Annotated in this window: 24 protein-coding genes and 1 tRNA gene; 12 read left to right on the top strand and 13 right to left on the bottom strand. The window is 73.0% G+C overall.

Going from position 1 to position 23,269, the window contains the following annotated elements:
- Positions 1 to 21 precede the first annotated feature (21 nt).
- The 5 genes from ACVFI9_RS06985 to ACVFI9_RS06965 all read left to right on the top strand — a co-directional run bounded on the left by ACVFI9_RS06985 (position 22) and on the right by ACVFI9_RS06965 (position 4,530).
- Positions 22 to 94 (top strand) — tRNA-Arg (locus ACVFI9_RS06985).
- Between the two features lie 167 nt (positions 95 to 261).
- On the top strand, positions 262 to 795 hold the full coding sequence (locus ACVFI9_RS06980; RefSeq protein ID WP_474765333.1) for a sigma-70 family RNA polymerase sigma factor: 534 nt from the start codon (positions 262 to 264) through the stop codon (positions 793 to 795).
- A 16-nt stretch (positions 796 to 811) separates the two neighbouring features.
- On the top strand, positions 812 to 1,582 hold the full coding sequence (locus ACVFI9_RS06975; protein ID WP_474765332.1) for a hypothetical protein: 771 nt from the start codon (positions 812 to 814) through the stop codon (positions 1,580 to 1,582).
- 106 nt (positions 1,583 to 1,688) lie between these two features.
- Positions 1,689 to 3,731, top strand: coding sequence for a TPM domain-containing protein (locus tag ACVFI9_RS06970; RefSeq protein ID WP_474765330.1), 2,043 nt, complete (start codon positions 1,689 to 1,691; stop codon positions 3,729 to 3,731).
- A gap of 61 nt (positions 3,732 to 3,792) precedes the next feature.
- Positions 3,793 to 4,530, top strand: a complete 738-nt coding sequence (locus tag ACVFI9_RS06965) for a PspA/IM30 family protein (protein ID WP_474765329.1) — start codon at positions 3,793 to 3,795, stop codon at positions 4,528 to 4,530.
- Between the two features lie 80 nt (positions 4,531 to 4,610).
- Here ACVFI9_RS06965 and ACVFI9_RS06960 read toward each other — a convergent pair whose 3' ends face one another.
- A complete protein-coding gene (locus ACVFI9_RS06960) occupies positions 4,611 to 4,808 on the bottom strand; it encodes a hypothetical protein (RefSeq protein WP_474765327.1) in 198 nt (65 codons plus the stop codon).
- 134 nt (positions 4,809 to 4,942) lie between these two features.
- Between ACVFI9_RS06960 and ACVFI9_RS06955 the strand changes: the two genes are divergently transcribed.
- The 3 genes from ACVFI9_RS06955 (at position 4,943) to ACVFI9_RS06945 (ending at position 7,748) form a co-directional block, all read left to right on the top strand.
- Positions 4,943 to 5,836 (top strand): arginase family protein, encoded by an 894-nt coding sequence (locus ACVFI9_RS06955; RefSeq protein ID WP_474765326.1) that lies wholly within the window; start codon positions 4,943 to 4,945, stop codon positions 5,834 to 5,836.
- A 62-nt stretch (positions 5,837 to 5,898) separates the two neighbouring features.
- The gene (locus tag ACVFI9_RS06950) at positions 5,899 to 7,341 is read left to right on the top strand and encodes a dihydrolipoyl dehydrogenase family protein (protein WP_474765325.1); all 1,443 of its coding nucleotides are present in this window, start codon (positions 5,899 to 5,901) and stop codon (positions 7,339 to 7,341) included.
- A gap of 8 nt (positions 7,342 to 7,349) precedes the next feature.
- A complete protein-coding gene (locus tag ACVFI9_RS06945; RefSeq protein WP_474766195.1) occupies positions 7,350 to 7,748 on the top strand; it encodes a Fe-S oxidoreductase in 399 nt (132 codons plus the stop codon).
- A 56-nt stretch (positions 7,749 to 7,804) separates the two neighbouring features.
- Here ACVFI9_RS06945 and ACVFI9_RS06940 read toward each other — a convergent pair whose 3' ends face one another.
- The 6 genes from ACVFI9_RS06940 to ACVFI9_RS06915 all read right to left on the bottom strand — a co-directional run bounded on the left by ACVFI9_RS06940 (position 7,805) and on the right by ACVFI9_RS06915 (position 14,448).
- Positions 7,805 to 8,821 (bottom strand): iron-siderophore ABC transporter substrate-binding protein, encoded by a 1,017-nt coding sequence (locus ACVFI9_RS06940; protein WP_474765323.1) that lies wholly within the window; start codon positions 8,819 to 8,821, stop codon positions 7,805 to 7,807.
- Between the two features lie 44 nt (positions 8,822 to 8,865).
- Positions 8,866 to 9,675 (bottom strand): ABC transporter ATP-binding protein, encoded by an 810-nt coding sequence (locus ACVFI9_RS06935; RefSeq protein ID WP_474765322.1) that lies wholly within the window; start codon positions 9,673 to 9,675, stop codon positions 8,866 to 8,868.
- The gene (locus ACVFI9_RS06930) at positions 9,672 to 10,730 is read right to left on the bottom strand and encodes a FecCD family ABC transporter permease (protein ID WP_474765320.1); all 1,059 of its coding nucleotides are present in this window, start codon (positions 10,728 to 10,730) and stop codon (positions 9,672 to 9,674) included. Before ACVFI9_RS06930 ends, ACVFI9_RS06935 begins: the two co-directional genes overlap by 4 nt.
- Positions 10,727 to 11,836, bottom strand: coding sequence for a FecCD family ABC transporter permease (locus ACVFI9_RS06925; protein WP_474765319.1), 1,110 nt, complete (start codon positions 11,834 to 11,836; stop codon positions 10,727 to 10,729). The genes ACVFI9_RS06930 and ACVFI9_RS06925 overlap by 4 nt, the downstream gene beginning before the upstream one ends.
- A gap of 7 nt (positions 11,837 to 11,843) precedes the next feature.
- A complete protein-coding gene (locus ACVFI9_RS06920; RefSeq protein ID WP_474765317.1) occupies positions 11,844 to 12,821 on the bottom strand; it encodes a siderophore-interacting protein in 978 nt (325 codons plus the stop codon).
- Between the two features lie 202 nt (positions 12,822 to 13,023).
- Positions 13,024 to 14,448: an amidase gene (locus tag ACVFI9_RS06915; protein WP_474765316.1), complete on the bottom strand. Its 1,425-nt coding sequence runs from the start codon at positions 14,446 to 14,448 to the stop codon at positions 13,024 to 13,026.
- 48 nt (positions 14,449 to 14,496) lie between these two features.
- Between ACVFI9_RS06915 and ACVFI9_RS06910 the strand changes: the two genes are divergently transcribed.
- On the top strand, positions 14,497 to 15,141 hold the full coding sequence (locus ACVFI9_RS06910) for a hypothetical protein (RefSeq protein ID WP_474765315.1): 645 nt from the start codon (positions 14,497 to 14,499) through the stop codon (positions 15,139 to 15,141).
- A gap of 22 nt (positions 15,142 to 15,163) precedes the next feature.
- Here the strand turns inward: ACVFI9_RS06910 and ACVFI9_RS06905 are convergent, their stop codons facing one another.
- The 6 genes from ACVFI9_RS06905 to ACVFI9_RS06880 form a co-directional block, all read right to left on the bottom strand.
- On the bottom strand, positions 15,164 to 15,742 hold the full coding sequence (locus tag ACVFI9_RS06905; protein ID WP_474765314.1) for an N-acetyltransferase family protein: 579 nt from the start codon (positions 15,740 to 15,742) through the stop codon (positions 15,164 to 15,166).
- Positions 15,743 to 15,805: 63 nt separating this feature from the next.
- A complete protein-coding gene (locus tag ACVFI9_RS06900) occupies positions 15,806 to 16,498 on the bottom strand; it encodes a uracil-DNA glycosylase (RefSeq protein ID WP_474765312.1) in 693 nt (230 codons plus the stop codon).
- 1 nt (position 16,499) lies between these two features.
- Entirely contained in the window at positions 16,500 to 17,219 is a 720-nt protein-coding gene (locus ACVFI9_RS06895) for a Type 1 glutamine amidotransferase-like domain-containing protein (RefSeq protein WP_474765311.1), read from the bottom strand.
- Entirely contained in the window at positions 17,216 to 17,740 is a 525-nt protein-coding gene (locus tag ACVFI9_RS06890) for a phosphoribosyltransferase (RefSeq protein ID WP_474765310.1), read from the bottom strand. Before ACVFI9_RS06890 ends, ACVFI9_RS06895 begins: the two co-directional genes overlap by 4 nt.
- 47 nt (positions 17,741 to 17,787) lie before the next feature.
- Positions 17,788 to 18,477: a potassium channel family protein gene (locus tag ACVFI9_RS06885; RefSeq protein WP_474765309.1), complete on the bottom strand. Its 690-nt coding sequence runs from the start codon at positions 18,475 to 18,477 to the stop codon at positions 17,788 to 17,790.
- A 1-nt stretch (position 18,478) separates the two neighbouring features.
- Positions 18,479 to 19,264 carry an SDR family oxidoreductase gene (locus tag ACVFI9_RS06880; RefSeq protein ID WP_474765308.1) on the bottom strand — a complete coding sequence of 262 codons (786 nt, stop codon included), beginning with the start codon at positions 19,262 to 19,264 and terminating at the stop codon, positions 18,479 to 18,481.
- 72 nt (positions 19,265 to 19,336) lie between these two features.
- On the opposite strand from ACVFI9_RS06880, the gene ACVFI9_RS06875 reads away from it, so the two are divergent.
- From ACVFI9_RS06875 to metX, 3 genes are all read left to right on the top strand, one after another.
- A complete protein-coding gene (locus ACVFI9_RS06875; protein ID WP_474765306.1) occupies positions 19,337 to 20,488 on the top strand; it encodes an acyltransferase family protein in 1,152 nt (383 codons plus the stop codon).
- A gap of 109 nt (positions 20,489 to 20,597) precedes the next feature.
- Complete coding sequence (locus tag ACVFI9_RS06870) at positions 20,598 to 21,923, top strand: bifunctional o-acetylhomoserine/o-acetylserine sulfhydrylase (RefSeq protein WP_474765305.1); 1,326 nt, start codon at positions 20,598 to 20,600, stop codon at positions 21,921 to 21,923.
- 118 nt (positions 21,924 to 22,041) lie between these two features.
- On the top strand, positions 22,042 to 23,247 hold the full coding sequence (gene metX / locus ACVFI9_RS06865) for a homoserine O-acetyltransferase MetX (RefSeq protein WP_474765303.1): 1,206 nt from the start codon (positions 22,042 to 22,044) through the stop codon (positions 23,245 to 23,247).
- Positions 23,248 to 23,269 lie beyond the last annotated feature (22 nt).

Below are 23,269 nucleotides of genomic sequence, written 5' to 3'. Positions count from 1 at the left end.
TGGTAGTCTTTCCAACTGTGCGCCTCCGTAGCTCAGGGGATAGAGCGCCGGTTTCCGGTACCGTAGGTCGGGGGTTCGAATCCCTCCGGGGGCACGTTGTGATGAGCCGGGTCCGATCAGTTCGCTGAGGGTCCGGCTCGTTCCGTTTCCGGGTCCCCAGACGCACCCGCGTCGTCCGCTCGGCCGCCGACCCCAACGGAACGCCCCCCTCGCTCGTCTGAGAGGATGACGGCGGAATCGCCGCCGTCGGGAGGAGCTCGGGTGGCCCGGTCGTGGGACGAGGTGGCGACGCGGCTCGTCGTCGAGCGCGGCGACGCACTCGGCCGCTACGCGTACCTGCTCACCGGCAGCGTCGACGACGCCGCCGACCTCGTGCAGGATGCGCTCGTGCGCACGTTCGGCACCCCGCGCCTCGCCATGACGCTGCCCAGGGCCGAGGCGTACGTGCGCCGCGCCATCCTCAACGCGGTCATCGACCGCTCACGACGGGACGGCACGTGGCGCAACGTGCGTCACCTCGCCGTGGAGCCGGCCGCGGTCGACTCCCCCGCATCGGCCACCGACGAGCGGCTCGACCTGATCGAACGCATCCGGCGGCTGGCGCCCCGGCAGGCGGCGTGCATCGTGCTGCGCTACTACGAGGACCTCACGGTCGACGGCGTGGCGCAGGTGCTCGGCATCAGCTCGGGCGCGGTCAAGCGGTACCTGAGCGACGGCCTGCGGGCACTCTCCTCGTCGATCGACCCGGCGGGCGCGCGCGCCTCGCGGAGCGGAGGCAGCCATGTCGGCTCCTGACCCGAACGATGACGGGATGCTTGGCGAGCGACTGAAGCGGGCAGCGGATGCCGCGGCACCGACTCCGATCGACGTCGACGAGGTGCTCCGCCGCAGCCGCGCGGCACGACGCAGCCGTCGCACGGCGCTCCTGAGCGGCGTCGGCGCGGTCGCCGGCGTGCTCGCCGTCGCCGGGCTGGTGCTCGGGCTGCCCGAGCTCCGGGGACCCACCGCAACCGACGGCCGGGTCGCGCTCGAGTCGGCGGAGTCCGGTGCGGTCGCGCCCGAGGTCGGCGAGGGCGACGAGGCGGCCGAGGACGCGGTCGGGCCACGAGCCGTCGCGCCGCACGAGGTGAACCGGTGCGGCGCGCCGGTCGCCCCGGCGACGGATGCCTCGACCAGCTCGCTCGCCGTCACGGTCGACGTGCCGACGACGCCCGTGCTCCCGGGCACCCTCAGCCCGGTCACGGTCACGGTCGCCAACGTCGGTGCGGAGACCGTCACCGGCGCCATCGATCCCGACGTGGCCCTCACGGTGGCCGCATCGGGCGTCGCCGTGTGGACGTCGCATCCTGACCCCGACCTCCCCCCGCTCGCGATCGAACTCGCGCCCGGCGAATCCACGTCGCTGCCGGGAGCGTTCGAGGCGCGAAGCTGCGGCACGGCCGACGACGATGCCCGCGCGGGTGCGGCATCCGTGCTCGAACCCGGTGCGTACGCCCTGACCGCGGTCGTCGCGTTCGCCGAGGCAGACGGGACCGACCCCGTGTCCGTCGTCTCCCCGCTCGCACCGTTCACCGTCGGCTGATCGCGGGCCGTCGAACGCGTGTCACGGCGCACGGCTCGTGGACGCGGCATCCGCCCGCCCCATAGACTCGGAGGGTCCGCTCGGCCCGGGGGAAAGGCACTGGTGCATGGCATCCGTTCGTGGCAGTTCGGTGGTTCTGGCGATCGCGCTGGGGGCGCTGATCGGGGTCGCGGCGCCGACCGCAGCCTGGGCTGAAGACCCCGTCGAGTTCGGCTCGTCCCCGGTCGTCGACACGGTGGGCGCGCTCGGCGGACGCACCGACGAGGTGGTCGAGGCCATCGATCGAGCCGCCGATGAGAGCGGCCGGCAGCTCTTCGTCGCCTACGTCGACGAGTTCACGAACCCCGAGGCCGCCGACAGCTGGGCGAACGACACGGCCATCGCCAACGGCATGGGCGCCGAGGACTACCTCCTCGCCGTGGCGGTCGACCAGCGCACCTACTACCTGTCGGCCGACGCCGAGGCCTCGCTGTCCGACGACGAGCTCGAACGTCTGCAGCTGGAGGTCATCGAGCCCCACCTCCGTGACGACGACTGGGCGGGCGCGGCGATCGCGGCCGCGGACGCGCTGGGCGGCGGGCCCGACGCCGTCGACGGCGGCGGAGGCGGCGGCTGGGGCTGGGTGTGGTTCATCGTCATCGGTGCGATCGTGGTGGCCGTCATCGCGATCATCATCGCCCGCCGGCGCAAGGGCAAGGGGCCGGCGGCCGGCCCGACCGGCCCTCCGCAGCCCTCGATCGAGGAGCTCCGGCGCGAGGCCGGCGGCGCACTCGTCGCCGCCGACGACGCGGTGAAGACCAGCGAGGAGGAACTCGCCTTCGCCGTGGCGTCCTACGGCGAGGAGGCCACGGCCGACTTCCGCACCGCCCTCGACGGCGCGAAGGCCAAGCTCGCGGAGGCGTTCACCCTGCAGCAGCAGCTCGACGACGCCGAGTCCGACACCGAGGAGGAGCGGCGCGCCTGGTACGGCGGCATCATCCGCCTCGCCGGCGAGGCCGACGCGCTGCTCGACGCGCAGGCCGAGCGCTTCGACGAGCTCCGCTCCCTCGAGCGCAACGCACCCGCGGAACTCGAGCGCGTGCGCGCCGAGGTCGATGCGGCACGCACCGCCGTGGCGCCGGCCGCCGAACGTCTCTCCGCGCTCACCCCGGAGTACGCGGCAGCCGCCATCGCGCCCGTCGCCGACAACCCCGAGCAGGCCGAGGCGCGCCTCGCCTTCGCCAGGGGAGCGCTCGAGGAGGCGGCTGCCGCGCTCGCAGCCGGGCGAGCCGGCGACGCCGCCGTAGAGATCCGCGCGGCCGAGGAGGCGGGCGACCAGGCGAAGCTCCTGAGCGAGGCCATCGACCGGCTCGCCACCGACCTCGCGGCCGCCGACCAGGCGATCGCGGCCGGCGTCGCCGATCTCGAACGCGACGTGCAGACCGCCCGCGGATTTGGCGCGGGCGCCGCGGCGCAACTCGCCGACCGCGTGGCATCCGACGCCGCCCAGCTCCGCGCCGCGATCGGCGCGCCCGGGCGCGATCCGCTCGCCACGCAGGCCCGGCTCGAGCAGGTGAACGCCGAGATCGACGCGGCCATCGCGGGCGCCAGGGATGCCGCCGAGCAGCGCGCCCGCGCCGAAGCCCAACTCGGACGATCGCTCGTGGCGGCACGCGCCCAGGTGCAGGCGGCCGAGGATTACCTCGTCGCGCGCCGGGGCGCCGTCGGCGCGGAGGCGCGCACGAGGCTCGCCGAGGCCGGACGCCTGCTCGTCGAGGCCGAGGCGGCTGCGGCATCCGACCCCGCGAACGCCCTGGCCACGGCGCAGCGCGCCGAATCGCTCGCCCGCACCGCGCTCTCGATCGCCCAGCAGGACGTCGGCGGCTTCGGCGCGGGCATGGGCGGCGGCTTCGGAGCGCCTTCGAGCGGCGGCTACGGCGGCGGGGGCGGAGGAGGCGACCTCATGGGCGCCGTGCTCGGCGGCATCCTCATCAACTCCGTGCTCGGCGGCGGAGGTGGCGGCGGCTTCGGCGGTGGCGGCGGCTTCGGCGGCGGCGGACGCCGGAGCGGGGGCTTCGGCGGCGGCTTCGGCGGCGGCGGACGCCGCTCCCCCGGCAGCTTCGGCGGCTCGGGAACGCGCGGCCGTCGCGGCGGCGGCGGGCGGTTCTGATCACCACCCACTTCGACCTGACGACGAACACGGATCAACGATCACCACGAAAGGAACCACCATGACGAAGCAGTCCATCTTCGGTCGCATCTCGCAGCTCGTGAGGGCGAACATCAACGCGCTCATCGACCAGGCCGAGGATCCGCAGATGATGCTCGACCAGATGGTGCGCGACTACACGAACTCCATCGCCGACGCCGAGGCCGCGATCGCCGAGACCATCGGGAACCTGCGCCTGCTGGAGGACGACCACCGCGAAGACGTCGAGGCCGCGCGCGAGTGGGGCGAGAAGGCCATCGCCGCGAGCCGCAAGGGTGACGAGCTGCGCTCGTCGGGCGACGCGGCCGGCGGCGACAAGTTCGACAACCTCGCGAAGGTCGCCCTCAGCCGCCAGATCTCGGCCGAGAACGAGGCGAGGGCGGCCGAGCCGCAGATCGCCGCGCAGACCGAGGTGGTCGAGAAGCTCAAGGCCGGGCTGAACGGCATGAAGGAGAAGCTCGTCCAGCTGCAGAACAAGCGCTCCGAGCTCATCGCCCGGGCGAAGACCGCCCAGGCGCAGCGGCAGGTGCACGACGCTGTGAAGTCGATCGACATCCTCGACCCGACGAGCGAGATCGGCCGCTTCGAGGACAAGATCCGTCGGGAGGAGGCCGTCGTCCGCGGTCAGGCCGAGCTCGCGGCATCCAGCCTCGACGCCCAGTTCAACGAGCTCGACGACCTCGGCGAGCTCACCGAGGTCGACGCTCGCCTCGCCGCGCTCAAGGCCGGCGGGTCGTCGCAGGGCCAGCTCTCGCAGTAGCCGAACCGGTCGGTGACGGATGCCGCGGCCCACCTCGTGGGTCGCGGCATCCGTGCGTCCGGGTGCTGCCGGCCGGTGGCTCAGGACGGGAGCAGCGTACGCACGACACCGGAGCGACCGAGCCGCCGGTCGGTGGTCAGCAGCAGGCAATCGAGCGCGTTCGCCGCCGCCACGGAGAATGCGTCGGCGGTGCGCACGGCACTGCGAAGCCGCCACGCGTCGGTCGTGAGACCGGCATGACCGAGCCGCTCGACGGGCAGTGCCGCGAACCTCGTCATCGCAGCATCCGCCTCGACCGCGTCGAGCAGCCAGCTCCGCTCGAGTCTCGCGATGGCCGTTGCGTTCGGGGTCGCCGGGTGGCGTCGACGCGAAGCGCTCGACCGGGGCCACGCCGAACGGGATACTGGGAGCCATGCCTGCTCCCGCAACCTTCGTCGTCGTCCCCCTCTGGCAGGGTTCCGTGTCCGCTCGAGCGATGAGCTTCGCCGACGGGGCGATCGCCATCCAGGGCGACCTCCCGGCCGCCGCGACCGTCGTGGTCGAGGTGCCGATCGAGGCCGGCGACTCCCTCGGCACCGGCGTCCGCCGTTACAGCGCGCTCCGGCGCGTGCGCGAACGCACCGAGCAGGCGCTCGCCGGCGTGCCCGAACTGGCGATCACGATCGGCGGCGACTGCGGGGCATCCCTCGCCGCCGTCGCCGACGCGGCACGCCGCACGGGCGGCGACCTGGCGGTGCTCTGGCTCGACGCGCACCCAGACCTGAACACCCCCGAGTCCTCGCCGTCGGGCGGGTTCGGCGGCATGACGCTCCGCGCGATCGCCGGCGAGGGTGCCGACGGGCTCGCGCTCGACGAGGCGACACGGGTCGCCCCCGCCCGACTCGTGCTGGGCGGCATCCGAGCCGTCGACGACGAGGAGCAGCGCTTCATCGACCAGCACGGCGTGGCCGTGATCGGAGCGGGCGACCTCGCCGATCCGGCGATCGTGATCGAGGCGCTCGAACTCACGGGTGCCTCGAACGTATTCGTCCACGTCGACCTGGACGTGCTCGATCCGTCGGCGCTCGCCGGCCTCTCCTATCCCATGCCGTTCGGCGTCGAGGCCGGCGACCTCGCCGCGCTCATCCGGGCCGTGACGGCGCGCTTCCCGCTCGCGGGCGCCGCGATCGCGGGCTTCGCCCCCGCCTCCCCCGAGGCCGCGAACGACGACCTGCCCGCGATCCTCCGACTCGTCGGGGCGCTGACCTCGGGCGAACGCGTCGCACGGGCGGACGCCGGCCGCGACGGTCGGGCCGACGCGGTCTGACGCTGACGCACGCGACCTGACGCGGCCCGACGCGGCCGGAAATCGAAGGCGGAAGGAGACACATGGAGCGCGAGGTGGATGTCGTCGTCCTGGGCGGCGGGCCGGTCGGCGAGAACGTCGCCGACCGGGCCCGTGCCGGCGGACTCGAGACGGTGATCGTCGAACGCGAACTCGTCGGCGGTGAATGCTCCTACTGGGCGTGCATCCCGTCGAAGACGCTGCTCCGCAGCGCCGCCGCGCTCCGGGCGGCGCAGCGCGTGCCCGGTGCCGCCGAGGCCGTCACCGGGTCGCTCGACGTGGCCGCGGTGCTCCGCCGTCGCGACTACTGGGTGTCGGACTGGTCGGACACGGGTGCCGTGAAGTGGCTCGACAGCGTGGGCATCGAGCTCGAGCGCGGATCCGGACGCCTCGACGGACCCCGCCGCGTCGTCGTGGAGCGGCCCGACGGCAGTGAGATCACCCTCGTCGCCCGCCACGCCGTCGTCGTCTCGACGGGTTCGGACCCCCTCGTGCCGCGCATCGCCGGACTCGCCGAGGCGAACCCGTGGACGAGCCGCGAGGCGACGAGCGTGCAGCATCCGCCCGCGCGACTGGCGATCATCGGCGGCGGCGTCGTGGCCACCGAGATGGCCACGGCCTTCGCGGGGTTCGGCACCGAGGTCACGCTGCTCGTGCGCAGCCGCCTGCTCGGCGGCTTCGAACCGTTCGCCGGCGAGGCCGTGACCGCCGGGCTGCGCGGGCTCGGGGCATCCGTGCGCCCGGGTGTCGAGCCGACGAGCGTGGAACGCGGCGCCGACGGCGAGGTGACCATCACGCTCGACGACGGCTCGACGATCACGGCCGACGAGGTGCTCGTGGCCACCGGACGCACCCCGCGCACGCACGGCATCGGGCTCGAGACGGTGGACCTCGAGCCGGGCGACTGGCTCGACGTCGACGAGACCATGCTCGTGCGCGGCGCAGCCGGCGACGGTGACTGGCTGTACGCGACGGGCGACGTCAACCACCGGGCGCTCCTCACCCATCAGGGCAAGTACCAGGGCCGAGCCGCCGGCGACGTGATCGTCGCGCGTGCGGAGGGCCGCCCCGTCGATGCGTCGCCATGGGGCGTGCACGCCGCGACGGCCGACCACGCCGCCGTGCCGCAGGTCGTGTTCGCCGAACCCGAGTGCGTCGCCGTCGGGCTCACCGAGGAGGGCGCACGGCGCGCCGGCATCGACGTGCGGCTCGGCGACGTCGCCATCGAATCGGCGAGCGGGGCCGGCATCCTCGCCGACGGCTACGAGGGACGCGCCCGTCTCGTCGTCGACGCCGGGCGCGGCGTGATCGTCGGCGCGACGTTCGTCGGCCAGGACGTCGCCGAGCTGCTCCACGCCGCGACGACGGCGATCGTCGGCGAGGTGCCTGTCGAACGGCTCTGGCACGCGGTGCCCGCATTCCCGACGATGAGCGAGGTCTGGCTGCGACTGCTCGAGAACCTCGGGCGCCCCGAGGCGGCCGCGTGAGCGAGCGGATGCTCCGGATCCGCCTCACGGATTCGCCCATCAGCCGCGCGGGGTACTGGTGGGCGACCCTCGTGGGCTTCACGTGGGGCTTCATCTGGAGCACCGGGCCGATTCGGGTGCGACAGGGCCTCATCGTCTTCACCGGCATGCCGAAGTGGACGTTCGGGCGCGGCGGCTCGTGCGTCGGCGGCTGCTACCTCACTGACCGCAACGACGGCGACATCGTGCTCGGGCACGAGGCCGTGCACCGAACGCAGTGGCGCACGTACGGCATGCTCTTCCCGCTGCTCTACGCCGCCTCGGGCTTCGATCCCCTGCGTAACCGCTTCGAGATCGAGGCCGGGCTCGAGGCCGGCGGCTACGTGCGCCGGGGACGGCCCCTGCGCAGGCCCGGCACGCCGCGCTGACCGCGCCCACGGTCGTGCACGTGGCGCGCGGACGCTCGCCGGGCAGGCGGAGCGCGTCAGTCGCTCTGCGCCGCCGCCGAGAGCGCCGCGACGAGCTCGTCGAGCCCGTACGTGAGCGACAGGGCGGTGGGCGGGGACACCGCCGCGATGAGCTCGGTGCCGACCACCTGGGCGACCTGTCCGCGCGCCACGGCCGGGATCGCCTGGACGGGTGTCGATCCGAGGAACGCCTCGGCCTCGGCCGGCGTGTCGTGGTAGCTGATCAGCAGGTCGCTGTCGAGCCGGTCGAGCTCCTCGTAGCTCAGGGTGTAGAAGAACGGCGAGTCGCCGTTCTGCAGCTCCGCCACGGCCGGGGCGACTTCGAGGCCGAGCGCCGAGAGGAACTCCACGCGCGAATCCTCGGGCGTGTACACGTAGAACGTGCCGGCGACGTCCCAGACGGCGGCCACGGTGAGGCCGTCGAGCTCGGGGTGCGCGTCGGCCTGCGCCGCGAGCTCTGCGTCGAGGCCGTCGAGCACGGCCTGCGCCTCGTCGGCCTTGCCGAGCGCGGTGCCCACGGTGGTGACGACGTCGCGCCAGGGCGTGGTCCACGCCTCGCCCTCGTAGGCGACGGTGGGGGCGATCTCGCTGAGCAGCTCGTACTGCTCCTCGGTGATGCCCGAGTACGGGGCGAGGATCACGTCGGGCGCGGCCTCGACGAGCTCCTCGTAGGGTGGCGCCTCGCCGTCGTCGGTGAGGATCGTGGGCGTCTCCTCGCCGAGTTCGTCGAGCTTCTCGGCGACCCACGGGAGCACGCCCTCGTCGTCGGCGCCGTACGACTGCTGCGCCATCGCGACGGGGACCACGCCGAGCGCGAGGGCCGCCTCGGTGCTCCCCCAGCCCCACGTGGCGACGCGCTCGGGCACGGCGTCGATCTCGGTCTCGCCGAACGCGTGCGTGATGGTCACGGGGAAGGAGCCGTCGGATGTCCCGGCGGCGTCATCGGCCTCCGATGCGGGCGCGGAGCATCCGGCCAGGGCGAGGGCGGCGGCCGCGGCGGCGGCGATGACGGCAAGTGTGCGTCGGGCGTGCATGGACTCCCTTTCGAGTCGATGATATTTAGGTAAGGCTAACCTAATTATGCACGGCGGTGAAATCGGCCGACGGGCACGACCATGGGGTCGCCGGTCACCGGATCGCCGGCCACGATGCAGTCCAGGCCGAACGCCGCGCCGATCGTCTCGGCGGTCATCACGTCGGCCGGTTCACCCGCCGCGGCGATGCGCCCGCCGTCGATGACCACGAGGTGGTCGGCGTACCGGGCGGCGAGGTTGAGCTCGTGCAGCACCATGACGACCGTGGTGCCGTGATCGCGGTTCGACTCGGTGAGCAGATCGAGGAGCTCGAGCTGGTGGCTGACATCGAGGAAGCTCGTCGGTTCGTCGAGCAGCACGATGTCGGCGCGCTGCGCCAGCGCCATGGCGATCCAGACGCGCTGTCGCTGCCCGCCCGACAGTTCCGAGACGGCGCGGTCGGCGAGCTCGGCGGTGCCCGTCGCCTCGAGCACCTCCGCGACCACGCGGTCGTCATCGCTCGATCGTGCGCCGAACCAGCCCCGGTGCGGGTGACGGCCGCGCGACACGAGCTCGGCCACGAGCACGCCGTCGGGTGCGACGGGCTGCTGCGGCAGCACGGCGACGCGACGGGCGAACTCCTTCGCCGCGAACGAGCGGATGTCGCGGCCGTCGAGCGTGACCCGTCCGGCCTCGGGGCGCATCAGCCTCGCCAGGCCCCGGAGGAGCGTGGACTTGCCGCTCGCGTTGGGTCCGACGATCGCGGTGATGCGCCCGTCTGGGAGCTCGAGGTCGAGTCCGTCGATCACGGTGCGCCGGTCGTACGCGAGCGTGAGCGACTCGGCGCGAAGTGAGCGGGCTGCCGACCGGGTCATCCGTCGGATCCTTTCCGGTTGCCTCTCGCGATGAGCCAGAGGAGGTACGGCGCGCCGATGAGGCCCGTGACGATGCCGACGGGCACCGAGCTGCCGGCGAACGCATGCTGCGCCACGAGGTCGGCCACGAGCACGATGGCCGCGCCGACGCCGGCCGAGGCGGCGAGCGCCGCCCGGCCGTGCCCCACGAGGGCGCGCGCGATGGGGGCTGCGACGAGTGCCACGAACGCGATCGGCCCGGCGAGCGCCGTCGCGACGGCGACGAGGCCCGTTCCGAGCACGATCGCCACGATGCGAGCACGCGTGGCATCGAGCCCGACGGAGCGCGCGCTGTCGTCGGAGAGGGCGAGCAGCGGCATCCGTGGAGCGAAGAGCGCCGTCGCGCCGAGCAGCACCGTCGCGGCGGCGCCGGCGATCGCGAGTTCGTCCCACCCGACGGAGGCGATGCCGCCGACCATCCAGACGAGCGCCTCCGACGCCTCACGCAGGTCGGCGCGCGTGATGAGCCAGCCGAGCAGGCCCGACACGATCGACGCGAGGCCGATGCCGACGAGCACGAACCGGATGCCGGTGAGCCCGCCGCGCCAGGCGAGCCCCCACATGAGCGCCGCGACCGTCAGCGCGCCGGCGAACGCCGCGAGCGAGACCGCCGGACCCTCGAGCCCGAGCACGAGCATCGAGCCGACCGCCGCGAGGCTGGCGCCGCCCGTGACGCCGAGGATGTCGGGACTCGCGAGCGGGTTGCGGAGCGTGGTCTGGAACAGCGCGCCGCCGAGCCCCAGAGCACCCCCTGCGATGACGGCCGCGACCACGCGCGGCAGGCGCAGTCGCAGGATGACGAACTCGGCCTTCGGCGAGCCTTGCCCCACGAGCGCGGCGACGACGTCGCCGAGGCCGAGGCCCGCGGCACCCATGAGCAGCGACGTCGTGCCCGCGAAGATCGCGACGAGCGCGATGACGGCGAGAACGGATGCGCCCCGCCGACGTCGCCGTGCGCGCCCGCGCTGGAGGGACGCGATCGACGCGACGGGGGCGACGGGAGCGTCGATGCTCACAGCGCCGACCCGTTCCTGCGTCGCACGAGCGCGATGAGCACGGGCGCGCCGACGACCGCGGCGACGATGCCGGCCTCGAGTTCGGCGGGAGCCACGACCACTCGACCGATGACGTCGGAGGCCAGCAGCACGGTCGCGCCGAGCACGCCGGCGACCGGCATGATCCAGCGGTGGTCGCCGCCGACGAGTCCGCGCGCGGCGTGGGCCACGGCGAGGCCGAGGAGGGCGATGGGGCCGGCGAGCGACGTCGCCGTCCCGGCCAGCACGATCACGGCGGCGGCGGTGATGACGCGCGTGGTGCCGAGCCGCACGCCGAGGCCGCGCGCGAGGTCGTCACCGAGCGCGAGCAGGTTGAGCTTCGGGGCAAGCCACCCGGCGAGCGCGAGGCCCACGACGAGGAAGGGCCAGAGCACGGTGGCCGTCTCGAGGCCGCGACCCGAGAGGGAGCCGACCGACCAGAAGCGGTACTGCGAGAGCGTGCCCTCGTCGCGGATGAGGAGCAGCGTGATGAGCGGCGTCGCCGCGGCCGTGACGGCCGCTCCCGTGAGCGCGAGCCTGGCCGGGGTTGCACCTCCGGCGGAGCCGATGGCGAACACGACGGTCGCGGCGAGCGCGGCGCCGCCGAATGCGAACCAGATGTAGCCGTACGGCGAAGCCACGCCCGCGAACGTGATGGCGGCGACCACCGCGAGCGAAGCCCCCGCATTGATGCCGAGCAGGCCGGGGTCGGCGAGCGGGTTGCGCGACGCGCCCTGCAGGAGTGCTGCGACCACCCCGAAGGCTGCGCCCGCCATGACGCCGACGACCGCGCGCGGCAATCGCAGGTCGCGCACCACCACCTGATCGGGGTCGCCGGCCGCCGGCGACGTGAACGCCTGCAGCACGACGTCGAACGGCACCTGTCTGGTGCCGATGGCGAGGCTCGCGAGCACGACGACGCCGAGCAGCACGAGCGACCCCGCGAGCACGCCCGCGGGCGCGAGCCGCCGGCGGGACCGCCGGCCGGCGCGGCTGCCGGCGGCGTCGGCGGCGTGCGCGGCGTGCGCGGTGGACCCGGTGACGCGCGGTGGCGCCCCCGGTGCGATGCGCGACATCCGTTCGCTCACCGCGCGATCAGTCGAGCTCGGCCCGACCCGTGCGCCAGTAGCCCATGAAGGCCACCTGACGGCGGTCGAGTCCCGCCTCGCGCACGAGGAAGCGGCGGAGGGTGGTGATGGCGGATGCCTCGCCCGCGAGCCAGGCGTAGCAGTCTCCGTCGAGGCTCTGCCCCTCGGGGACGTCCCACAGCGGCGCGTGATCGGCCTCCGCGCGCTCGACGGCCGCGAGTGCGGCGGAGGCGCGCGCGGCGGCGACGGGATCGGCGCCGACGACCCCGACGAGTCCGCGAGCCGCGAGGTGCCGCACGACCCAGTCGCGCACCGCCGGCACGAGCAGCGCACCGTGGGTGCATCCGCTCGCGTCGCGCGGCAGCCAACGCAGCTCGACCCCGTCGGGCGCGTCGATCTCGAGGCGGTCACCGGCGGTCGGCACCTCGATGATCGCGATGCCCCTCGCGTCGCCGGGCAGTGACTCGAGGATCGACGCGATCGCGGGGGCCGCGGTCTCGTCGCCCGCGAGCACGAGCGTCTCGACGTCGCCGGGTCGCCAGTCGATGCCGACGGTGCGGCCGGCGCTGAGCTCGTCGGGGCCGATCAGCACGACCTCGTCGCCGGGAGCAGCCGAGGCCGCCCAGGCCGACGCGGGGCCGGCGTCGCCGTGCGCGACGAACACGATGTCGACCTCGCGCGCGTCGGGCCGCACCGCGCGCACGGTGTAGGTGCGGAACGGGTTGCGCAGTTCGGGTGGAAGCTCGCGCCACGCGGAGTACCAGTCGTCGGCGTCGGGAAATGCCGCGAAGCCCACCTCGGGCAGCGGCAGCACGACCTTGACCCGCTGGTCGAGTCCGGCGGTGCCGAACCGGTCGAGTTCGTCACCCGTGAAGGTGATGCTCGTGAAGTGCGGCGCGAGATGGTCGACACGCGACACCCGTACGCGGAAGCTGCGATACGCCGGCCGTTCCCGAGCGGGAGCCAGGGTAGGTGAGGTAAGCATTACCTAAGTTTGCCACACGGTCTTCCCCGGCCGCGCCCAGCCTCCGGCCCGCCTCCGCGCCAGTTCCGCCGGGAGTGCGCCAACCGTACTGGCGCAGAGGGCGCCGAAGTGGCGCGGTCGCGCGGTGGCGCGGTCGCGCGAGCGCGAGCGCGGTGGCGCGGTCGCGCGGTGGCGCGGTCGCGCGGTGGCTGGGCCAGCGGCGTCACCACTTGGGCGGATGCCGGTGCCCACGTCGCACGCGACGCTCGAGCTGCGCCGCCAGCGCGAACAGCGTGGCCTCACCACCCGGCCGTCCGATGAGCTGCACCCCCATGGGCACGCCGTCGGTCGTCTCGTCGACCGGCACGGTGATGGCCGGGAGCCCCGAGACGTTCACGAAGGACGTGAACGGCGTCACCTGCACCTGCTGTGCGAAGTTGCGCTCGCCGTCCTCCTGGTCGTACCAGCCCACCGGTGGCGGCGTGAGCGCAAGCGCCGGGGTCAGCACGGCGTCGAACGGCGCGAAGCGACGGATGACGCGCTCCTCGAAGCCGGCGAGCCAGGCCAGCGCCTCGGCGAGCTGCCGCGCCGGCACCGATCGGCCGCGCAGCATGAGCCACCGCGTGAGCGGCTCGAGCAATGCCTCGGCCTCGCCGTCGACCTCGATGGTCGCCGCACCGGCCTGCCAGATGGTGCGGAACGCGGGCGCGTACCCCGGCTCGGGCGCGGGTGGTATCGCCTCGATGCCGTGGCCGAGCCTGTCGAAGGCGGCGATCGCGCGTTCGAGCGCTTCGTGCGCCTCGGGCGCGACGGTGATCTCGTAGGCGTCGTCCCATGGGGAGTCGGTCACGACGCCGAGCTGGAAGCGGCCCTCGCCCCGGATGGCCGCGCCGAGGTAGGGGCCGTCATCCCCTGGCGCGCGCAGCGCGTACCGGTGCCGGGCCGGATAGCCGGTCGGCGCGATGAGCCCGTCGAGGAGCAGTGCGGCATCGGCGACGGTGCGTGCGATCGGGCCCACGACGCCGAGCCCCGCGAGGCTCGCCAGCCCCGGCCCGGAGGGCACCCGGCCGCGCGACGGCTTGAGTCCCACGAGTCCGCACGCCGCCGCCGGGATGCGGATCGAGCCACCGCCGTCGGAGCCCGGCGCGAACGGCAGCATTCCGGATGCCACGGCCGCCGCCGCTCCCCCGCTCGAGCCGCCGGCGCCGAGCGAGAGGTCCCACGGGTTCCGCGTCGGCGGACCGGCGAGTCCCTCGGTGTACGACGGCAGGCCGAACTCGGGCGTCGCGCTCTTGCCGAGGCTCACCGCGCCCGCCTCGTCGACGGCGCGCACGAGCTCGTCGGATTCGTCGGGCACGAAGTCCGTGAAGGCACGGGAGCCGAACCTGGCCGGAACGCCGGCCCGGCGATGCAGGTCCTTGTCGGCGAGCGGCATGCCCCACAGGGGCGCCGCGGTGGCCACGTGCTCGGTCACGAACCGCGCGCGCTCGAGCGCGGCCTCGCGAGTCACCTCGGCGAACGCGCCGACATCGCCGTCGAGGCGCTCGATGCGGTCGAGGTAATGGCGGGCGACCTCGACGGGCGACACCTGCCCGCGCTGCAGCAGCTGGTGGAGCTCGAGGGCGGTGTACTCGTGCAGCTCGGTCATGCTCCGAGCCTACGGTCGGGCGCCGACCCCGGCCGCTAGGGTGAGGGCATGCGGGCGAGCGGAGGGGTGCGGGCGGCTCGATCGGTCGTGACGCATCCGCTCGTCTGGGGCACGGTGTGGGCCGCCGTGTTCACGACCTTGATCGTCGTCGCGGCCGTGCTCGACTGGCCGACACTCGTGTGGTCGCTCCTCGTGCTCGTGCTCGTGGCGCCGAGCCTCGCCGCCGCGATCATCGTGCTGAGCGCCACGCCTCGCGATCACCTGCACGACCGCACCAGCGTGTTCGGGCACTTCTTCGTGCGCTACCTCACGCTCGTGCTCGCGTTCGTCGCGTGGTCGACCTCGGTCGTGCTCGGCGCGGTGATCTCCACGGCGATCCAGCTCGCGGCCGAGGGCGACGACGAGGAGGTCGCGAGTATCGGATTCGACCTCATGGCCGGGCTCACCCCGGTGGTCGTGTCCGTGCTCTGGGCCGCGCTCATCGTGCGCTGCGCGTGGTTCCTCGGACGGCTCCGGGGCTGGCGCGAGGTGCCCGCGACGAGCGAGGTGCCGGCGACGCTGTTCGCCGGCCGCCCGGCGATGCGGCGCGTGGTCATCGGGCTGGCGCATCCCGGGCTGCTGCTGGCGACCGGCCTGGCCTCGACGGTGACGGCCCTCATCGCCGCCGAGCTCGAACTGCAGCTCGCGCTCTGAGCGGCCCCGGGGCATCCGCCCGCTACTTGAGCGACTTCTGCAGCAGCACGGTGCCGAGCCAGCGGTCGAACTTGTAGCCGACGCGGCCCATGCGGCCGATCTCGACGAAGCCGAACTTCTCGTGCAACGCGATCGACGCCTCGGCGCCCTGGTCGGCGATGACCGCGATCATCTCCTTCAGGCCGGCGGCCTTCGACCGCGCGATGAGCTCGGCGAGCAGCGCCCGGCCGAGTCCCTTGCCGGCGGCGGCCGGGCCCAGGTAGATGGAGTTCTCGACCGTGTAGCGGTAGGCGCGCTTCTGCTTCCACGGCGCCACGAGCGCGTACCCGAGGAGCTGCCCGGACGGCGATTCGGCCACGAGGAACGGCATGCCGAGCTTCTCGAGGTAGGCGAACTTCGCCTTCCACTCGCGCAGCGTCATGGCGTCCTCGTCGAAGGTCACCGTGGAGTTCGCGACGTAGTGGTTGTAGATCTCGCGCACCGCGGGCATGTCGGCGAGTCGGGCGTCGCGGATGGCGTACTCGAACGGCGCCTCGGCGGCCTCGGGCCTGCGCAGGTGACGGGGCAGCACGCGACGCTCCTGGTATTCCTCCTCGAGCATCACGTCAGGTTACTCCGCGGATGTTGCGAACGGATGTCACGGCCGGATGTCGCGCCCGACCGCTCAGGCGGGCAGGCGCCAGTCGACGGGTTCGCCGCCCTGCGCCTCGAGCATGGCGTTCGCCCGGCTGAACGGCCGCGACCCGAAGAAGCCGCGCGAGGCCGAGAGCGGGCTCGGATGCGCGGACTCGATCACGGGCGTCCCGCCGAGCAGCGGCCGCAGGTTCTGCGCGTCACGCCCCCACAGGATCGCGACGAGCGGCCGGCGCCTCGCCACCAGCGTGCGGATCGCGTGGTCGGTCACCTCCTCCCAGCCGCGCCCGCGGTGCGAAGCGGGCTGGCCGGGCTGCACCGTGAGCACCCGGTTCAGCAGCATGATGCCGTTGCCGGCCCAGTGCGTGAGGTCGCCGTGCGCGGGCGGCACCACCCCGAGGTCGTCGGCGAGCTCGCGGTAGATGTTCTGGAGGCTCCTCGGCACCGGTCGCACGTGCGGGTCGACGGCGAAGGAGAGGCCGATCGGATGTCCCGGCGTCGGGTACGGGTCCTGCCCGACGATGAGCACCCGCACGCGGTCGAGCGGCGAGCCGAACGCCCGCAGCACGCGGTCGCCGCTCGGCAGGTAGCCGCGCCCGGCCGCCGTCTCGGCCCGGAGGAAGTCGCCGAGCGCGGCGATCGCCGGTGCGACCGGTGCGAGCGCACTCGCCCAGCCCTGGTCGATGAGTCCGTCGGCGGCGAGCTCGTCGAGGGTCTTCGCCACCTCAGGCGCCGATCGTCGAGACGACCACGCCGGTCTCGGCGGGCAGCACGCGCCAGACGCTGCCGTGGCCGGCGACCCGGAGCCCGCCCTCGCCCACGATGAGCGCGGTCAGCTCGTCGATGCCGAGCCCGCGTTCGACGAGGCCGGCCTCGATCGCCGACACGAGCCGCGAGAGCGTGCCCCACTGGGCGACGTGCACGTCGACCGACACGTCCACGAGCCCGATGCCGGCGGCGACCGTGAGCTCGTCGAGGTCCTCCGAGGCGTCCTCGGGCGCGACGGGCACCCCGCCGATGCGCCAGCCGCCGACGAGCGCGTGCTCGGCCGCGATGACCGCACCGGCGGAGAAGCCGAGGTACGGCACGCCGGCCGCGACCTGCCGCCGCAGCTCGCCGAAATGCGGCTCGAGCAGGTCGCGGTAGACGGGCGTGAGGCCGCCGCCCACGAGGATGCCGTCGACGTCGACGAACGCCGTCGCGGGGATCTGCCCGCCATGGGCGACCGCGGTCACGTGGGCCTCGAACGCGCCGGCGGCCGCAACGGCCTCGATGAGCTTCGCCGCGTGCTCGGCCTCGTCGCCGTCGCGTACCGAGACGACCGCGATGCGCGGCACGTCGCGACCGGATGCCGCGGCACGAACGGCCGCCTCGTCGAGGAACGCCGCGTACGCGGCGCCGTCGGGTTCGTCCTGCCAGCCTCCGCCGACCAGGTGCACGCTCATGCTGCCGTCCCCGCGACCTCGACGGGCGGCTGCGCCGACCACGGGAAGACGATCCAGTCGTCGGTGCGACGGTAGTCGTAGTCGGGTTCGAGCACGGTGTGCGACTTCGTGTAGAGGGTCGCGGAGCGCACCTCGGCGCCCTCGTCGCGGATGATCGCGACGACCTTCGCGAGCGTGCGGCCCGAGTCGGAGACGTCGTCGACGAGGAGCACGCGCTTGCCGCCGAGCGCGGGCGCGTCGAGCATGGGCGGGTGCAGCACGGGTTCGGGCAGCCGCTCGTCGATGCCCGTGTAGAACTCCACGTTGATCGACCCGCACGCCTTGGTGCCGAGCGCATACGAGATCGCCCCGGCGAGCAGCAGCCCGCCCCTCGCGATCGCGATCACGACGTCGGGCCGGAAGCCGGACCGCAGCACGTCGCGGGCGAGCGACCGGGCGGCCTCGCCGAACTCGTCCCAGGTGAGGATCTCGCGCCGGATCCCGTCGGCGCCCGAGGCGGCGTCGTTCGCATCGAAGGTCATCCCCACAGGTTAACGGCCGATCGGCCGGCCCGCCCGCGACCTCCCGCTCACACCCGGCCGTCGGAGGGCGGCTCCTCGTCGTGGCGCTGGCGTGCCTGTCCGATGCGCTCGTTGATGAACGAGATGACGGTCGCCGACGCCGTGCCGACGATGGCGATCCCGCCCATCATGAGCATGACCGCGTAGATGCGGCCCGGCACGGTGATCGGGTACGTGTCGCCGTAGCCGACCGTGGCGATGGTGACGACGGCCCACCACAGGGCCGAGCCGAGGCTCGTGATCGTCGCCCCCGGCGCGTCGCGCTCGGCGGCGAGCGTCGCGAGGGCGATGAAGTACACGAACATGAGCGCGTAGCTGAGCGCGAAGACGATGATCCTCGTGCGCACCGCGGTGCCGCTGCGACGCTGGAGGTACGGCACCTGCCCGAGCAGCGAGACGACCCGCAATGCCCGGAAGAGCGGAAGCACGGCCGAGAGCACGTCCACCGGATGCCGCCACACGAACGTCCAGCGCTCGCCGCGCGGCGTCAGCACGATGCGCACCACGACCTCGGCGATGAAGAAGATCCACACCAGCGCGATGACGCCGAGCAGCGCCACCTGGGCCGGGGGCGGGGCCGCTGGCCAGAGCACGACGATCGAGTAGGCCACGATGAACACGGCGCCGAGCACGACGAGGAACGTCGCGGTGCGCGTCTCCCACTGCGCACGGCGCTCCAGGCCCGGCGGGACCGACACGTCAGCCCGCGTCTCCGCGCACCCGGAGCTCGCCCTTGGCGACGAGGTGGGGCGCCGACTGCGCGACCGGCTTGACGACGATGAGGTCGAGGTCCACGTGCCGGGGCTTCAGCACGGCGTCGATGATGACGTCGGCGATGTCCTCGGCGACGAGCGGTTCGGGCACCTGCGAGTAGACGGCGTCGGCGCGCTCGCGGTCGCCGCCGAAGCGCACGAGCGAGAACTCGTCGGTCTTCACCATGCCGGGGGCCACCTCGACCACGCGGATCGGCTCGCCGTTGAGCTCGAGCCGGAGCACCTCAGTGAGGGCGTGCGCGGCGAACTTCGCCGCGTTGTAACCCCCGCCGCCCACGTACGCGACGTGGCCGGCGATGGACGTGATGTTCACGATGTCGGCGACGCCGCGACCGGTCGCCCCGCGCCGGAGGAGCGGGAGCAGCGCACTCGTGACGCGCTTCAACGCGAGCACGTTCACCTCGAGCATCCATGCCCAGTCGTCGATCGACGACGCCTCGACCGAGTCGAGCCCCTTCGCGCCGCCCGCGTTGTTCACCAGCGCGTGCACCGGCCCGGTCTCCTCGAGATGCGCGACGAGCGCGTCGACATCCGCCTGCTTCGTGACATCGGCGACGAAGACGGATGCCCCGGTCTCCTCGGCGAGCGCCCGCAACCGGTCCTCGCGGCGGGCGACGCCCACGACGTCCCATCCCGCTGCGCGGAACGCGCGCACCGTGGCCGCGCCTATGCCGGAACTCGCACCTGTCACGACCGCCCGAAGCTCGCTCATGCGCCCATTCTGCCGTCTCCGCCCCTCCGCAACCCCCGGGACGGGCCGACCACGGGGTGTTTGAATGGGACGATGCACACGAGGCCGCACGCGACGACCCCGACGAAGCGGCGCCGGGTGCCGTTGTGGGACAACGCGAGGTGGATCGCGATCACGCTCGTCGTGATCGGCCACGGCATCCTCCCCCTCATCGGGGAGGACGATGCGGCGTACAGCGTGTACCTGTTCATCTACTCGTTCCACGTCGCCGTGTTCGTGACGGTGAGCGGGTACTTCGCGAAGTCCGGTCCGCCGAACGCGCGGGCCATGCGCCAGATCCTCACCGACATCGTCTTCCCGTTCTTCATCTTCGAGACCATCTGGACCGTCATCCGCTGGCTGCTCGGCGGGGCGTTCGAGCTCGACTACACGACGGCCTCGTGGACCCTGTGGTTCCTCATCGCGCTCGCCGTCTGGCGTCTCGTGCTCCCCTACCTCGTGCTCCTGCGCTACCCGCTCCTCATCGCGATCGCGATCTCACTCGGTGCCGGGTACACCGAGACGATCGACTCGACGCTCGCGCTCTCGCGCACCCTGGGCATGCTGCCGTTCTTCGTCTTCGGCTGGAAGCTGCGCCAGTGGCAGCTCACCGGGCGGTGGCTCGAACTGCCCGCGAGCATCGCGTGGCGATGGCGGGCCGGGGCCATCGCGCTGTTCGCGGCCGTGCTCGTGGTCATGCCCCTCGCCATCGAGACGTGGCGCGACCTGAAGCTCCGCCGCTTCATGCTCTACGACGAGGCGTACGTCGCGATCGGCTACGACGAGCCGTGGTCGGGCGCCATCCGTCTCGTCCTGCTGCTCGGCGCGTTCGTGCTGACGATCGCCTTCCTCATGCTCATGCCCCGCGGGGCGACGTGGTTCACGCCGTTCGGCACCGCGACCATGTACATCTACCTCCTGCACACCTTCGTGCTCTTCCCCTTCCGGGAGACGGGGCTGCTCGCCGGCGACCAGCCGTTCTGGGTGCTGCCCGCGATGATCCTGTTCTGCATCGGCATCGCGGTGGTCCTGTCGCTGAAGCCCGTGCGGCGGATCTTCCGGCCGCTCGTGGAACCCCGCGCGCGGTGGCTGCTGCGTCCCGAGCCGATGACCGCGACCGGCACGATCGTGCTGCCCCCCGAGGCGCTCCCCCCGACGCCCGCAGCGGCACCCGAGCCGCCCCCCGACGGCGAACGCCGCGACTGACGCAGAGACGCGATTACGCCGTGTGTCGGCACGCGTTGCACGGGCATCGGCCCGAACGTAACGTGGCTCGCACCGGGTGGGGGGACTCCCGCCCCGAGAAGGAGACCCCATGAGCGAGCACACCGCCGACTGGCGCTTCGAGACCAAGCAGGTGCATTCGGGCGCAGCCCCCGACCCGACGACCAACGCTCGGGCCACGCCGATCTACCAGACCACGTCCTACGTGTTCGACAACGCCGAGCACGCGCAGAACCTCTTCGCGCTGGCCGAGTTCGGCAACATCTACACGCGCATCATGAACCCGACGACCGCCGTGGTCGAGGAGCGCCTCGCCGCGCTCGAGGGGGGCACCGGCGCCCTGCTCGTGGCCTCCGGCCAGGCTGCCGAGACCTTCGCGGTCCTGAACATCGCGCAGGCGGGCGACCACATCGTCTCCTCCTCCTCGATCTACGGCGGCACGTACAACCTCTTCAAGTACACGCTCGCGAAGCTCGGCATCGAGACGACGTTCGTCGAGAACCAGGACGACGCCGACGAGTGGCGCCGCGCCGTGCGTCCGAACACGAAGCTCTTCTTCGCCGAGACCATCGGCAACCCGAAGATCAACGTGCTCGACATCCGCCTCGTCGCCGACGTCGCGCACGAGGCCGGCATCCCGCTGATCGTCGACAACACGATCGCGACGCCGTACCTCATCCGTCCGTTCGAGCACGGCGCAGACATCATCGTGCACTCGGCGACGAAGTTCCTGGGCGGCCACGGCACCGTCATCGGCGGCGCGATCGTCGACGGAGGCACCTTCGAATGGTCGAAGAACGTCGAGAAGTTCCCGGGCCTCACCGAACCCGACCCGTCCTACCACGGCGCGAGCTACACGGCGGCGGTCGGCGACGGGCTCGCCTACATCATCAAGGCGCGCGTGCAGCTGCTCCGCGACCTCGGCTCGGCGATCTCGCCGCAGAGCGCGTGGCTGCTCATCCAGGGCATCGAGACGCTCTCGCTCCGCCTCGAGCGACACGTGCAGAACGCGCAGGAGATCGCGGAGTGGCTCGACAACCACGCCGACGTCGCCAGCGTGAACTATTCGGGCCTGCCGTCGAGCCCCTGGTACGCCGCGGCCAACCGCTACGCCCCCAAGGGCGTCGGCGCCGTGCTGTCGTTCGAGCTGAAGGGCGGGGTCGACGCGGGCCGTGCGCTCGTCGACAACCTCGAGCTGTTCAGCCACCTGGCCAACATCGGCGACGTGCGCTCACTGGTCATCCACCCCGCGTCGACCACGCACTCGCAGCTCACCCCCGAGCAGCAGCTCACCGCCGGCGTGACGCCCGGCCTGGTGCGCCTCTCGGTCGGCATCGAGAACATCGACGACCTGAAGGCCGACCTCGAGGCCGGCCTGGCGGCGGCGCGTGCGGCCACGGAGGCCAGCCGGGTCTGACTCCACCCCGTTCGACGACGGATGCCGCGGGCCGACTGGGCCCGCGGCATCCGTCGTCTTCGCGGTGAAACGGTGTAACAATGACCCGACCGTCTTCGGGGTTGGGGAGAATCGGAACATGGACTGGCAGACGACCGCCGACGCGATGCCCGCGAGCTTCGTCTCCGAGGCGCGCGCGCTGACGATGGCGGGCCGAGCACCCGCGACGGGCGCGTGGCGCGAGGGCGATCCCATCGGCGACCGCCGGTTCGTGAGCATCGGCGACCTGCCGCTGGAGTCCGGTGAGACCCTGCCCGGGGTGCGCATCGCCTACGAGCACTGGGGCACCCTCTCGCCGCGGGCCGACAACGCCATCCTCGTGCTGCACGCCCTCACGGGCGACAGCCACGTGATCGGCTCAGCAGGTCCGGGGCATCCGAGCGCCGGCTGGTGGCCGGGCGTCGTCGGGCCAGGGCTGCCCATCGACACCGATCGGTACTTCGTGATCGCCCCCAACGTGATCGGCGGATGCCAGGGCTCCACCGGGCCGGCATCCCTCGCGCCCGACGGACTGGAGTGGGGCGCGCGCCTGCCGTTCCTCACCATCCGCGACCAGGTGCGCGCTCAGATCGCCTTCGCCGAGCGCGTCGGCATCACGCGCTTCGCCGCCGTCATCGGCGGCTCCATGGGCGCCATGCAGGTGCTCGAGTGGGCGATCATGGCGCCCGATGCCGTCGAGCGCATCGCCGTGCTCGCGGGGCCGCCCGCGGCGACCGCCGACCAGGTCGCGTTGAACTCGGTGCAGATCGAGGCCATCCGCAGCGACCCCGCCTTCCGCGGCGGCGACTACTACGACGCAGCCGACGGCGAGGGGCCGAGCCGAGGGCTCGCGCTCGCCCGGCGCATGGCCATGCTGAACTACCGCACCGCGACCGAGCTCAACTCCCGGTTCGAGCGGAGCTGGCAGTCGGGGCTCGACCCCCTCGGTGGCGGCGGCAGGTTCGCCGTCGAGTCCTACCTCGACTTCCACGGCAACCGGTTCACGCGCCGCTTCGACGCGAACAGCTACATCGTGCTCACCCACGCCATGAACTCGCACGACGTCGGACGGGGGCGCGGCGGCGTCGCGGCCGCCCTCGACGGGATCACGGCTTCGAGCCTCGTGCTCGGCATCGACAGCGACCGCTACTTCTCGCTCGAGGGGCAGGTCGAGATCGCATCGCGACTGCGCCGCAGCGTGCACGGTCCCGACCCCGTCGTGCTGCATTCCGAGTACGGGCACGATGCGTTCCTCATCGAGCATGCGGAGGTCGGCGCGGCCCTGCGCACGCTGCTCGCCGCCTGAGCCCGACAGGCACGCACGCGCA

The sequence above is a fragment of the Agromyces sp. NSFZ genome, from assembly GCF_056156205.1.
This window is presented reverse-complemented; position numbering and strand designations above follow the sequence as displayed.

Bases quoted from the DNA above. Each gene is read 5' to 3' on its own strand.
- ACVFI9_RS06975 (WP_474765332.1), top strand. From the start codon at position 812: ATGCTTGGCGAGCGACTGAAGCGGGCAGCGGATGCCGCGGCACCGACT.
- ACVFI9_RS06970 (WP_474765330.1), top strand. From the start codon at position 1,689: ATGGCATCCGTTCGTGGCAGTTCGGTGGTTCTGGCGATCGCGCTGGGG.
- ACVFI9_RS06965 (WP_474765329.1), top strand. From the start codon at position 3,793: ATGACGAAGCAGTCCATCTTCGGTCGCATCTCGCAGCTCGTGAGGGCG.
- ACVFI9_RS06960 (WP_474765327.1), bottom strand. From the start codon at position 4,808: ATGACGAGGTTCGCGGCACTGCCCGTCGAGCGGCTCGGTCATGCCGGT.
- ACVFI9_RS06955 (WP_474765326.1), top strand. From the start codon at position 4,943: ATGCCTGCTCCCGCAACCTTCGTCGTCGTCCCCCTCTGGCAGGGTTCC.
- ACVFI9_RS06950 (WP_474765325.1), top strand. From the start codon at position 5,899: ATGGAGCGCGAGGTGGATGTCGTCGTCCTGGGCGGCGGGCCGGTCGGC.
- ACVFI9_RS06945 (WP_474766195.1), top strand. From the start codon at position 7,350: ATGCTCCGGATCCGCCTCACGGATTCGCCCATCAGCCGCGCGGGGTAC.
- ACVFI9_RS06940 (WP_474765323.1), bottom strand. From the start codon at position 8,821: ATGCACGCCCGACGCACACTTGCCGTCATCGCCGCCGCCGCGGCCGCC.
- ACVFI9_RS06935 (WP_474765322.1), bottom strand. From the start codon at position 9,675: ATGACCCGGTCGGCAGCCCGCTCACTTCGCGCCGAGTCGCTCACGCTC.
- ACVFI9_RS06920 (WP_474765317.1), bottom strand. From the start codon at position 12,821: ATGCTTACCTCACCTACCCTGGCTCCCGCTCGGGAACGGCCGGCGTAT.
- ACVFI9_RS06915 (WP_474765316.1), bottom strand. From the start codon at position 14,448: ATGACCGAGCTGCACGAGTACACCGCCCTCGAGCTCCACCAGCTGCTG.
- ACVFI9_RS06910 (WP_474765315.1), top strand. From the start codon at position 14,497: ATGCGGGCGAGCGGAGGGGTGCGGGCGGCTCGATCGGTCGTGACGCAT.
- ACVFI9_RS06905 (WP_474765314.1), bottom strand. From the start codon at position 15,742: ATGCTCGAGGAGGAATACCAGGAGCGTCGCGTGCTGCCCCGTCACCTG.
- ACVFI9_RS06895 (WP_474765311.1), bottom strand. From the start codon at position 17,219: ATGAGCGTGCACCTGGTCGGCGGAGGCTGGCAGGACGAACCCGACGGC.
- ACVFI9_RS06890 (WP_474765310.1), bottom strand. From the start codon at position 17,740: ATGACCTTCGATGCGAACGACGCCGCCTCGGGCGCCGACGGGATCCGG.
- ACVFI9_RS06880 (WP_474765308.1), bottom strand. From the start codon at position 19,264: ATGAGCGAGCTTCGGGCGGTCGTGACAGGTGCGAGTTCCGGCATAGGC.
- ACVFI9_RS06875 (WP_474765306.1), top strand. From the start codon at position 19,337: ATGCACACGAGGCCGCACGCGACGACCCCGACGAAGCGGCGCCGGGTG.
- ACVFI9_RS06870 (WP_474765305.1), top strand. From the start codon at position 20,598: ATGAGCGAGCACACCGCCGACTGGCGCTTCGAGACCAAGCAGGTGCAT.
- metX (WP_474765303.1), top strand. From the start codon at position 22,042: ATGGACTGGCAGACGACCGCCGACGCGATGCCCGCGAGCTTCGTCTCC.